Annotated in this window: 9 protein-coding genes; all 9 read right to left on the bottom strand. The window is 41.8% G+C overall.

The genetic code is table 11. From position 1 onward, the window contains the following. Positions 1-171: 171 nt before the first annotated feature. Entirely contained in the window at positions 172-1,065 is an 894-nt protein-coding gene (gene sucD / locus FTT70_RS00850) for a succinate--CoA ligase subunit alpha (RefSeq protein ID WP_004972185.1), read from the bottom strand. Between the two features lie 11 nt (positions 1,066-1,076). Next, positions 1,077-2,243: an ADP-forming succinate--CoA ligase subunit beta gene (gene sucC, locus FTT70_RS00845; protein ID WP_070153939.1), complete on the bottom strand. Its 1,167-nt coding sequence runs from the start codon at positions 2,241-2,243 to the stop codon at positions 1,077-1,079. Positions 2,244-2,417: 174 nt separating this feature from the next. Next, complete coding sequence (lpdA, locus tag FTT70_RS00840; protein ID WP_131260672.1) at positions 2,418-3,851, bottom strand: dihydrolipoyl dehydrogenase; 1,434 nt, start codon at positions 3,849-3,851, stop codon at positions 2,418-2,420. Between the two features lie 60 nt (positions 3,852-3,911). Continuing rightward, positions 3,912-5,126, bottom strand: coding sequence for a 2-oxoglutarate dehydrogenase complex dihydrolipoyllysine-residue succinyltransferase (gene odhB, locus FTT70_RS00835; protein WP_004972191.1), 1,215 nt, complete (start codon positions 5,124-5,126; stop codon positions 3,912-3,914). A 16-nt stretch (positions 5,127-5,142) separates the two neighbouring features. After that, positions 5,143-7,965 carry a 2-oxoglutarate dehydrogenase E1 component gene (locus tag FTT70_RS00830; protein WP_096901045.1) on the bottom strand — a complete coding sequence of 941 codons (2,823 nt, stop codon included), beginning with the start codon at positions 7,963-7,965 and terminating at the stop codon, positions 5,143-5,145. A gap of 883 nt (positions 7,966-8,848) precedes the next feature. Then, entirely contained in the window at positions 8,849-9,559 is a 711-nt protein-coding gene (locus tag FTT70_RS00825) for a succinate dehydrogenase iron-sulfur subunit (protein WP_004972196.1), read from the bottom strand. Positions 9,560-9,573: 14 nt separating this feature from the next. Next, complete coding sequence (sdhA, locus tag FTT70_RS00820; RefSeq protein WP_180168179.1) at positions 9,574-11,472, bottom strand: succinate dehydrogenase flavoprotein subunit; 1,899 nt, start codon at positions 11,470-11,472, stop codon at positions 9,574-9,576. Between the two features lie 12 nt (positions 11,473-11,484). After that, a complete protein-coding gene (gene sdhD, locus FTT70_RS00815) occupies positions 11,485-11,850 on the bottom strand; it encodes a succinate dehydrogenase, hydrophobic membrane anchor protein (protein WP_004972200.1) in 366 nt (121 codons plus the stop codon). Then, complete coding sequence (sdhC, locus tag FTT70_RS00810; RefSeq protein WP_026438062.1) at positions 11,850-12,248, bottom strand: succinate dehydrogenase, cytochrome b556 subunit; 399 nt, start codon at positions 12,246-12,248, stop codon at positions 11,850-11,852. The genes sdhD and sdhC overlap by 1 nt, the downstream gene beginning before the upstream one ends. Positions 12,249-13,124: the final 876 nt, after the last annotated feature.

Here is a 13,124-nt window from a genome sequence, read left to right as displayed (position 1 = left end):
CCATCTTTGATAGCAACACTTTTGGCAAAATGTTACCTGCTCACACAATTTATACCAAATCAACTCATAACAAATACTTTATCTTTTAAGTATGGCTAATTTTTCAGCATAAAAAAATCCCCAATATTGGGGATTGAGCGCAGAATAAAATCAAGCTCTTCAAAATTTGACTTATTTAAGCAAATCCTGATCTTTTAAGACTTGCCACATGGTAGAACCCAGTTCTGCAGGGCTACGCGTATAAGCAATTCCAGCACGCTCAAAGGCTGCAAATTTTTCTTCCGCAGTGCCTTTACCGCCTGAAATAATTGCACCCGCATGTCCCATACGCTTACCTTTAGGTGCCGTCACTCCTGCAATATAACCCACCACAGGTTTGCTGACATTCGACTGGATATATTCCGCAGCCTCTTCTTCTGCTGTACCACCAATTTCACCAATCATAATAATCGCATCGGTATCTGGGTCGTCTTGGAACAGTTTTAAAGCATCAATTTGGTTCATACCTGGAATCGGGTCACCACCAATCCCGATACAGGTCGATTGCCCTAAGCCTAATTTGGTGGTTTGTGCCACAGCTTCATAGGTCAAAGTACCTGAACGTGAAATAATGCCAATTCGTCCTGGTTGATGAATATGCCCTGGCATGATGCCAATTTTACATTCACCTGGTGTAATCACACCTGGGCAGTTTGGTCCCACCAAACGTGTACCATTGCCATTGGTTTCTAAATAACGCTTGGCTTTGAGCATGTCGATGGTTGGCACACCTTCCGTAATCACCACAATCAAACCTACTCCAGAATCGACTGCTTCTACAATCGAATCTAAAACAAACGGTGCAGGCACATAAATCACCGATGCATCTGCACCTGTTTCACGTACAGCTTCTTTCATGGTGTTAAATACAGGTAATTCCAAATGGGTTTGACCACCTTTTCCTGGCGTTACCCCACCCACCACTTTAGTTCCATAATCAAGTGCTTGTGCTGAGTGAAAAGTACCATTTTTACCAGTGAAACCTTGTACCAATACTTTGGTGTCTTTATTAATTAATACGCTCATCCTGATTCTCCTTAAGCTTTCACTGCAGCAACAATTTTTTCTGCGGCATCAGACAAGCCGTTTGCAGAAATAAGTTTTAATCCTGATTCATCGAGTAATTTTGCACCAAGTTCCGAGTTGTTCCCTTCTAGGCGAACCACTACAGGTACCGTCACATTTACTTCCTGAACCGCTGCAATAATTGCTTCCGCAATCATGTCACAACGTACAATTCCACCAAAAATATTAATCAGTACGCCTTTAACCGAGTGATCTGCCAAAATAATTTTAAAGGCTTCAATTACGCGTTCTTTGGTTGCACCACCACCTACATCCAAGAAGTTCGCAGGCTGACCACCATAGAGTTTAATAATATCCATAGTCGCCATCGCTAAACCTGCACCATTCACCATACAACCGATATTACCTTCTAAAGCAACATAGTTCAGGTCAAATTCTGATGCACGCAATTCACGTTCATTTTCTTGTGTTTTATCGCGCAGTGCCAAGACTTCAGGCAAACGATACAGCGCATTGGAATCAATACCGACTTTGGCATCGACACATAAAATGTCGCCATTTTCACGTACAGACAATGGGTTAATTTCAAATAAGGCAAAATCATTGTCGATAAATGCCTGATAAGCCGCTGTCATAATCTTCACAAACTGCGTGATTTGACTGTCTTTGAGTTTTAATGCAAAGGCCACTTCACGTGCTTGAAATGGCAATAATCCCACCAAAGGATCAACTTCTACTTTAATAATTTTTTCTGGGGTTTCTTCTGCCACTTTCTCAATTTCAACACCACCTTCGGTAGAGGCCATAAAAGTGACGCGACGGCTAGAACGATCTACCACTGCACCCAAGTACAGTTCACGCTCTACAGGATAAACATCTTCAGCCACTAAAATACTGTTTACAGGCTGACCATAGGCATCGGTTTGATAGGTGACCAAACGTGTTCCTAGAATTTGGTTGGCATAGTCTGCTGCTTCTTGTGCAGATTTTACGACCTTCACGCCGCCCGCTTTACCGCGACCACCTGCATGCACCTGAGCTTTCATCACCGCAAATTTACCGCCCAGTTGCTCGAAAGCTTGCACGGCTTCTACGGCTGTAGTTGCCAAAATGCCTTCTTGTACTGGCATACCATATTTTTTTAATAGCGCTTTTGCTTGATACTCATGTAGATTCATTGACTAACCTTTTACTACTTCTTTTATTCAGTTATCACCACCAATATCAAACCTGCGTTTTAATATTGCTTTCCTTGTGTGGTGTTTTTCCTATGCTCTTTACTTTTAGATGATTATTCCCATAAATACAACCATCAAATGCAAAAAGAGCGGCCTAAGCCGCTCTTTTTAGTGTTATTTGCGTTTACGCTGAATCGCGTGAATCGCACGCCCATCTACAGCTAAAGCGGCTTCATGCACCACTTCAGAGAAGGTTGGGTGACCAAATGTCATTAATTGTAAATCTTCAACTGAAGATACGAACTCAAGTGCAATCATACCTTGGTGAACGATGTCAGACGCAGCAGGTCCAATCACGTGCATACCCAATAAACGATCTGTTTTTGCATCTGCAACAAACTTCACGAAACCAGCACCTTCGCCTGCTGCTAAAGCACGACCATTTACCGCGAAACCGAATTGACCAGTTTTCACTTCGTGGCCTTTTTCTTTCGCTTGCTCTTCAGTTAAACCAACCCACGCCGCTTCAGGGTGTGTGTAGATTACTGAAATGATTGTGTCATAGTTAACTTGTGCAGCATGACCGTGAATACGTTCAACTGCCATTACGCCTTCTTCCATTGCTTTGTGTGCAAGCATTGGACCACGTACCAAGTCACCAATTGCATATACACCTTCAACAGAAGTTGCACACCAATCGTTTACTTCAACTAAGCCACGTTCAGTCAGTTTAATACCGCAGTCATCTGCCAATAAACCTTCAGCATAAGCACGACGACCTACACAAACGATCAATTTATCGAAAGTTTGTTCTTTTTCTTCGCCGCCTTGGGTATATTTAACAGTCACTTCACGACCATTAACTTCAGTACCTGAAACTTTCGCACCGATACGGATATCCATACCTTGCTTAGTCAATAGTTTCTGGTAGTCTTTTGCCAAAGCTTTGTCAGCCATTGGTAAGAATGCATCCATTGCTTCAAATACAACAACTTCTGCACCTAGACGACGCCATACTGAACCAAGTTCAAGACCAATTACGCCTGCACCAATCACACCTAAACGCTTAGGCACTTCTGGGAATTCTAATGCACCAGTAGAATCAACAATAATGTCTTGATCTACAGGAGCAACAGGAATATTTACAGGAACTGAACCAGTCGCAAGAATCACATACTTAGGCTCTAAAACTTGAGTTTCGCCTTCATGAGAAACGAACTCAACTTTTTTACCTGCAAGCAATTTACCCGTACCTTTTAACCACTCAACACCGTTACCTTTTAATAACTGATCAATACCGCCAGTTAATTGGTCAACGATTTTGTCTTTACGTGCTAATAGCTTCGCAAGGTCAAACTGTACTTCACCTGTAGTGATACCATGATCAGCCAAGTGATGAACCGTATCTTCATAACGATGTGAAGAATCGAGTAATGCTTTAGATGGGATACAACCCACGTTTAAGCATGTACCACCCAAAGATGGTTTACCTTTGTGAATACGTTTTTCGATACACGCAACTTTAAAGCCAAGTTGAGCCGCACGAATTGCCGCTTCATAACCACCTGGGCCACCGCCAATAACAACAAGATCAAATTGTTGAGACATTTTTATCTCCAAAAATGGGCTTAGAGGATCGCTCCAAGCCCACTGATTTATTCTTTAGAATTAAAGGTCAAGGATGAGTTTAGCTGGCTCTTCTAACAATTCTTTGATTGTTACAAGGAAACCTACAGCTTCTTTACCATCAATTAAACGGTGGTCATAAGAAAGCGCTAAGTACATCATTGGCAAGATTTCAACTTGACCATTTACCGCCATAGGACGCTCTTGGATTTTGTGCATGCCCAAAATTGCAGTTTGTGGCGTGTTTAGAATTGGTGTAGATAACAATGAACCGAAAGTACCACCGTTAGTAATGGTGAATGTACCGCCAGTCATATCTTCAATACCTAGCTTACCGTCACGTGCTTTATAAGCATAGTCACGAATACCGTTTTCTACTTCAGCGTAGTTCATGCGGTCTGTATCACGTAATACAGGAACCACTAAACCACGGTCAGAAGAAACCGCTACACCGATGTCGTAGTAACCGTGATATACGATGTCTTCGCCATCAATAGAAGCGTTTACTGCTGGGTAACGTTTCAATGCTTCAGTTGCAGCTTTCACGAAGAAAGACATAAAGCCTAAACGTGCACCATGACGTTTTTCAAATGCGTCTTTGTATTGTGCACGCATTTCCATGATTGGCTTCATGTTCACTTCGTTGAATGTTGTTAACATTGCAGTTTCTTGAGTCGCTGCAAGTAAACGCTCTGCAACACGCTTACGTAAACGTGTCATAGGAACACGTTTCTCGATACGCTCACCTACCGCAACGCTTAATGGCGCAGCTGCAGCAGCAGGTTTAGCTTGATGATTTGCAACATCTTCTTTAGTGATACGACCACCACGACCTGTACCAGAAACGTCTGCAGCATTGATACCTGTTTCAGTCAACGCTTTACGTACTGCTGGTGCTTGGTCAGCAACTGGTTGTGCACGCTCAACAACTGGCGCAGCGCCTGCTTCAGTTTTCGCCGCAGCTTGCTCTACTTGTGCTTCAGACTGAACTGCTTGAGTTTGAGCAGCGCCAGAAACAGCACCCGCTTCAAATTGAGCAATTACTTCGTCAGAAAGAACTGTATCGCCTTCGTTTTTGATGATTGCAGAGATTGTGCCATCAGCAGGAGCGACTACTTCCAAAACAACTTTATCGGTTTCAATATCACAGATCACTTCATCACGTGAAACTGCTTCACCTGGTTGTTTGTGCCAAGTTGCAATCGTACCGTCTGCAACTGACTCTGGAAATACCGGTGCTTTAATTTCGGTTGCCATTACTTCGAATCTCCTGTTATTCAGCTACGATCGCAAGCGCGTCATTGATGAGCTGAGCTTGTTGTTTTGCATGCAAATATGGTGAACCACACGCTGGTGCTGCAGATGCTTCACGACCCGCATAACTAATGCGAATCTGTTTACCAGTTTTCATTACGTCATCATATAAACGTGGCGCGATGAATAACCAAGCACCTTGGTTCTTCGGCTCTTCTTGAGTCCAAACTAATTCTTTTACGTTTGGATAAGAAGCAAGAACTTCAGCAAGACGTTGTTCTGGATATGGGTACAACTGTTCAATACGAACAATTGCAGTATTGTTCAATTCTAATTCACGACGCTTTTCAAGCAAGTCGTAATACACTTTACCACCACACAATACCAAACGCGTCACGTCTGATTTGTTGATGTTGTCAATTTCATCAATCACAGTCTGGAATGTACCAGTTGCAAGCTCATCAAGGTTAGACACTGCTAACTTGTGACGAAGTAAAGACTTCGGCGACATGATGATCATTGGCTTACGGATTGGACGAATCGCCTGACGACGTAAAGCGTGGAAAATCTGTGCAGGTGTTGTTGGTGTCATCACTTGCATGTTTTCTTCCGCACAAAGCTGTAAGAAACGCTCTAAACGTGCAGATGAGTGCTCAGGACCTTGACCTTCAAAACCGTGTGGAAGAAGCATCGTTAAACCACACACACGCTCCCACTTGGTTTCGCCAGATGAAATGAACTGGTCGATTACCACTTGAGCACAGTTGGCAAAGTCACCGAATTGTGCTTCCCAAATAATCAAGCTCTTTGGAAGGGTCGTCGCATAACCATATTCAAATGCCAATACTGCCATTTCAGACAATAATGAGTCGTAGATTGCAACGCGTGGTTGGTTCTCTTTGATGTGGCAAAGTGGAATATAAGTTTTACCATCGACTTGGTTATGCAGTTTTGCATGACGGTGCGAGAAAGTACCACGACCAACGTCTTCACCAGTCAAACGAACAAGGTAACCCTCATCCAACAAAGATGCGTAAGCTAAAGTTTCAGCTGCACCCCAGTTTAGTGGCATTTCACCTGTTTGCATTTTCAAGCGATCGTCAATCACTTTGGCAACTTGGCGCTGCATCACGAAACCTTCTGGAAGTTTACGCATGGTTTGACCAAGTTCTTTCAAACGCTCGATAGGGAAAGTTGTATCCCAAACGTCTGTATAGTCGTGACCCAAGTATGGCGACCAATCTACAAACATTTTAGTATTTGGCTCAAGTACCAATGCGTTCGCAACGTGATTACCCGCTTCTAAATCTGCGCGGTAATCTTCAATCATTTGATCTGCTGCTGCGCGATCCAACACACCTTCTTGCACCAATTGGTCAGCATACAAAGTACGTGTAGTGGTCTTTTTGTTGATCACTTGATACATCATTGGCTGAGTTGCTGCAGGTTCATCCGCTTCGTTGTGACCACGACGACGGTAGCAGAACAAATCAATCACAACGTCTTTACGGAATGTATGACGGAAATCGTGTGCCAATTGAGATACAAAAATCACCGCTTCAGGATCATCGCCATTCACGTGGAAAATTGGCGCCTGAATCATTTTTGCAATGTCAGTACAGTATTCAGTAGAACGTGCGTCACGTGGGTCAGATGTTGTGAAACCAACTTGGTTGTTAATCACAATGTGAACTGTACCACCTACGGTATAACCGCGAGTTTGTGACATTTGGAAGGTTTCTTGGTTAACACCTTGACCTGCAAATGCGGCATCACCGTGAACGATTAATGGCAATACATCATCACCACCAATGTCTTTACGACGTACTTGGCGCGCACGTACAGAACCTTCAACCACAGGTCCAACAATTTCTAAGTGCGATGGGTTAAACGCAAGTGCCAAGTGCACTTCACCACCCGGAGTCATCACGTTAGATGAGAAACCTTGGTGATATTTTACGTCGCCAGAACCTTTTTTATGCAAGCTCTTACCTTCGAACTCACCAAATAGGTCTGCAGGGTTTTTACCCATGATGTTCACAAGCAGGTTCAAACGACCACGGTGTGGCATGCCAATCACGACTTCTTTACAGCCAACAGCACCCGCACGTTGAATGATTTCATTCACCATCGGGATAAATGATTCACCGCCTTCTACACCAAAGCGTTTCGCACCAACGTATTTATTACCTAGATATTTTTCTAGACCCTCAGCTGCTGTTAAGCGTTCAAGAACGTGTTTCTTTTGATCTGCAGTAAATGTGAACTTACCACGTGCGCTTTCTAAGCGTTGTTGAATCCAGCGTCTTTCTTTGGTATCAACAATGTGCATGTATTCTGCACCAATTGAACCGCAGTAGATCGCCTGCATGGCATCAACCATTTCGCCTAGTGTTGCTTCAGACTTACCAATTTCCAAATTACCTGTATGGAAAACAGTATCTAAATCAGACTTGGTTAAACCATGTGCAGCAAGATCAAGATCTGGCACGTCTTCACGTTTTGCCAAACCTAGTGGATCTAATTTTGCTTTTTGGTGACCACGGTTACGGTAAGCAGCAATCAGTTGCAACACGCCAATTTGACGTTGTTCATGTTCAGAACTCACTGAACCTTGAACAATGGCTTGAACGCGATTTGAATTACGACCTAATAAAAGGAATTGCTCACGTACATTACTGTGTGGTTGATCACCCTTCGGGAATTTATCGAAATATTCGCGCCAATCAGCACCGACTGATTCCGGTGACGTCAAATAATGCTCGTAAAGTTCTTCAATATACGCTGCACTATCAGCGGAAAGTTCAGTGTCAAGACGCAGTGCGTCAGCAACTTCTTGCATTTGTGGACCCATTTCCTATTGCAAAAACATTTTCCAGGATGCTTTTTAAGCAAAACCCATGATTGATAATGTCAAATTGGTAACATGACATTAGTCCCCAGTTGACATATGTCATGAGGCGTTATCACTACATTAGGAAAACCCAATGTCATTTATGAATCATAACGCCCTCATTGGCATCATCACTCATTTATATACTCGACCCAAGCCGAGCAATTTTTTGCAAAATCGTTTTAGAAAAAATAAGTGCTCAGTCTTAGCTTTTCTAATACGACTTTTCTGCAATAGTCCTGATTTAATAACACATCATTTGCACTTAAAATGTTGATAAAATGTACAAAAATTCAACATTTTTCAGATATAGTCATTTGTTAATCGTAACATGATCTCAGAAATGCAATTGATTTTTTTGACACATACCTCCTATAAATTGGCGAAATACACTGATTCTATTTTCATCTAACATATGGTGCTTTATTTAAAAAACAGATGCAATTTAGACCAAAGTCCAACACCGCTATTTCAGATAAAATAAAAGAGAGCACATCTCTCAATCTGCCCTCTCACTTACACGTTACATGATAACACCTAAAAATAAATATTGCAGCTAAACTTGGCATTTGCCCATGCTTTACAACAAAATAGCAGCACTGGATTACAATTGTGTGCAACTTTAGTCGGCTAAATGCTGTTTTTGTCTATTTATCCAACAGTTATACCTAAAAAATATCAAATACTCACTTTTTAATCACTTCTTTGCATGCAACATTTTTCATTTACGTACTCATCAAAAACAAGCAACTTATCACACGACTTTTATCGTAATTTTGGCACAAAAAAAAGCACACCTAGGTGTGCTTTTCTCAACTGATCACGCAGTCTATTAGCCAGCCATATCTAAAAGCATGTTACGGATGTGACCGATTGCTTTAGTTGGGTTCAAGCCTTTAGGACATACAGATACACAGTTCATAATACCTTTACAACGGAACAAAGAGAATGGATCGTCAAGACGAGCCAAACGCTCTTGAGTTGCAGTATCACGCGAATCGATAATGAAACGATATGCATTCAACAACGCTGAAGGACCCAAGAACTTGTCTGGGTTCCACCAGAATGATGGGCATGAAGTTGAACAACATGCACAAAGAATACATTCATACAAACCATCAAGATGCTCACGCTCTTCTTGAGATTGTAAACGCTCTTTTGGTGGCGCAGGTTGGTTGTTGATCAAGAACGGATGAATCTTGTTATACTGATCGTAGAACTGATTCATGTCTACAACCAAGTCTTTAATTACAGGAAGACCTGGAAGCGGACGAATTGTGATCACTTCTGGTAAATCGTTTAGGTTCCAAAGACACGCTAAACCATTTTTACCATTGATGTTTACACCATCAGAACCACAAATACCTTCACGACATGAACGACGGAATGTCAAAGATTCGTCTTGTACCTTCAATTCAAGAAGTGCATCAAGCAACATACGGTGCTTATCAGTCAATTCAAGCTTAAAAGTTTGCATGTACGGTGCTTTATCCTTATCAGGATCGTAGCGGTAGATATTAAATGTACGAGTACCTCTACTCATCTTACTTCTCCCAATTAGAATGTACGTGGTTTAGGTGGAATAGCAGCTACAGTAAGCGGCTTGTAACGTACTGGTTTGTACTCAAGACGGTTATCTGTAGAGAACCATAAAGTATGCTTCATCCACTCATCATCACGACGACCATAAGAATAAGTTGGGTGATCTGGTGGTAACTCAAAGTCTACAACCGTATGCGCACCACGACATTCTTTACGTGCAGCAGCTGAGATTAGTGTCGCTTTAGCAACTTCATACAAGTTTTCAACTTCTAATGCTTCTACACGTGCAGTGTTGAATACTTTAGATTTGTCTTTCAAATGAATGTTGCGAACACGTGGCTCAAGCGCAAGAATTTGTTTCACACCTTCATCAAGCAATGCTGAAGTACGGAATACACCTGCGTGGTCTTGAACGATGTTACGAATTGCATCAGCAACTTCTTGAGCGTTTTCACCTGAAGTCGATTCGTCAAGTTTACGAATACGGTTCACAGTATTTTCAAGTACAGTTGTTGGAAGTGGTTCGTACTCACCATCATGTTGCTTAGTCACATACTCAATGATGTGTTGACCAGCAGCCTTACCAAATACAACCAAGTCAAGCAATGAGTTTGTACCTAAACGGTTTGCACCGTGTACAGATACACATGAACACTCACCAATTGCATAGAAACCTTTTACTGGTTTAGCAAAGTCACGGTCACCCGCGTTGGTTGTATATGTATCAGTTTCTGCGTTGTAGTTCGCAATCAACTCTTGAGTTTCACGGCTTTCTGGAACAACCACTTGACCATGAATATTTGTTGGAATACCACCCATTTGGTAATGGATTGTAGGAACAACAGGAATTGGCTCTTTAGTACAGTCAACGTTCGCGAATTTCTTACCAATCTCAAATACAGATGGAAGACGCTTCATGATTGTGTCTGCACCCAAGTGCGTCATATCAAGCAAGATGTAGTCTTTGTTTGGACCACAACCACGACCTTCTTTAATTTCTTGGTCCATAGAACGTGATACGAAGTCACGTGGCGCCAAGTCTTTCAAAGTTGGTGCATAACGCTCCATGAACGGCTCGCCTGAATCGTTACGAAGGATACCACCCTCACCACGACAGCCTTCCGTTAACAATACGCCCGCGCCCGCAACACCTGTTGGGTGGAACTGCCAGAATTCCATATCTTGTAATGGAATACCTGCACGCGCAGCCATACCAAGACCGTCACCAGTATTGATATATGCGTTTGTAGATGCACGGTACACACGACCTGCACCACCTGTAGCAAACAATGTCGCTTTCGCTTGGAATACTGCAATTTTACCTGTTTCTTGGTCAATTGCAGTCACACCTAGTACATCGCCAGCTTCGTTACGGATCAAATCAAGAGCAATCCATTCTACGAAGAATTGAGTGCCCATTTTCACGTTGCTTTGATAAAGCGTGTGAAGAAGTGCGTGACCTGTACGGTCAGCTGCAGCACATGCACGTGGAACTGCTTTTTCACCGTAGTTTGCAGAGTGACCACCGAATGGACGTTGGTAAATTGTACCGTCTGCGTTACGGTCAAATGGCATACCCAAGTGTTCTAATTCATAAACCACTTGTGGCGCTTCACGCGTCATGAATTCAATCGCGTCTTGGTCGCCCAACCAGTCAGAACCTTTTACTGTGTCATAAAAGTGGTAGTGCCAGTTATCTTCTTGCATATTACCAAGAGATGCACCAATACCACCTTGCGCTGCAACAGTGTGTGAACGTGTAGGGAATACTTTGGTCAATACCGCAACTTTCAAACCTGCTTGAGCAAGTTGGTAAGATGCACGCATACCTGAACCACCACCACCAACGATGACTGCGTCAAAGAATTGGTGTGGAATATTTGTATAATCTTCTTTAGGGTTAATCGCGCCCATGATATTTTCCTATCAATTCGCCCAGAAAATCTGGATTGCCCAGATTGCGTATGCAAAAACAGCAATAATCACTGCTGAAGTCAGCACTAGGCGTAAACCTGAAGCTGAAGGACCCATTTGACGAGTAGTCACATAGTCAGTGAATACTTGCCACATACCGATCCAAGCATGTGCAACAAGAGATAAGACTGCCAATAAAGACATAATCTTCATTGGTAATGTCATCATAAAGCCGTACCACTGTTCAAAGTTGAATCCACCGTTAAGAAGAATCCAACCAAATACCACAACGGTATAAACAGCAAGAACAACAGCACTAATACGTTGGATAAACCAATCGCGAGAACCTGAACCCGTTAAACCTGTAGCACTTTTCATTAGATTACAATCCATACAAATGCTGCAACGATACCGATAGCAGACAAGATCAATGAAATAGTAGCTGCAATGCGACCACTTTGCAGTTCTTCTGCAAAACCAAGGTCAGCAAGTAAGTGCTTAACACCAGCAATGAAGTGATAGATTAAGCCGGCTACAAATACCCATACGATAAAGCGCACAAAGAAACCGTTAAAAATTTCTTGAACTTGAGCAAAACCTTCAGGTGAAGACAAAGACTTGTCTAACAACCATAAAAGTACCGGTACGAGTAAAAATACGATGACACCAGAAAGACGGTGTAGAATTGATGCAATAGCCACGGGCGATTTTAAGTTTACTTCTAAAACTTGACCCATGGACAAATTGACAGGTCTGTTGCTTTTCACAGCGGGCATCCTGTAAGTAAAAACTCCATCCGGAGTTTGTTGGAATAAATTCGAAGGAAAGCTGGCATTGTTAGGCAAATTCATGCCTAACCTTAAAACGACACTGAATTATAAAACGTCAACTGTTAAAATACAAACAACTCTACTCGGCTTTTTGGCTAAAAACCCTTTAAATAAGAATCATTAACAAGTATAAAAGCAAACCACTCGCCATCAATAGCCACACAAGCAAACATAAACCCATGTTTTTTCAATCAATTATTAAAATAAAAATTCTTAATGACACAATAAACAGCTTTAGAATATTTAGACTAAAGATAAATTTGTACTTTGTTTTTCTGATGTTCTTTGGGTTTTCACATACTTATATATAAGTATGTAGCGCTATATATGTATGCACTCTACTTCGTTGCAGCAATTTACAACCACAACACAAGACTCTTAGATCCAGACAGCCCATCACTTTGCTTTGGTCAAGGTACACCTGATCATGGATTAAACTTTAATGACGGCACATACCTCAATCTATTTATACAACTTATATTTACTTTAAACACAACACCCAAATAAATATTAAAAATGACAATCATCATGCGAATGAATGACTTATCCAGTATTTTCTGTATCTGTATGGGCACAAAACCACACTTTATTAACAAAGATTTCGTCATTTCTTAATCAAAATATGATGGGTTATGGCTATTTTCAGGAGTTTAATCAGTCATTTTTTGATCAATCAATATCGAATTTAAATACCAGACTCACTGCCTATTCCAACTAATCTGACTACCCTACCGTGTATATAAAAACGTGTAAGTTATGAGAATTAGATAAATTTAAGTATTGGACTGAATCCTGCCAAAGAAATAGCACACCAAAACCAGC

This window comes from Acinetobacter sp. YH01003 (genome assembly GCF_013420525.1).
In the GTDB taxonomy this organism is placed as follows: Bacteria; Pseudomonadota; Gammaproteobacteria; order Pseudomonadales; family Moraxellaceae; genus Acinetobacter; species Acinetobacter towneri.
Note: the sequence above shows the minus strand (reverse complement) of the source record. Positions and strands in the feature narration are given on the sequence as shown.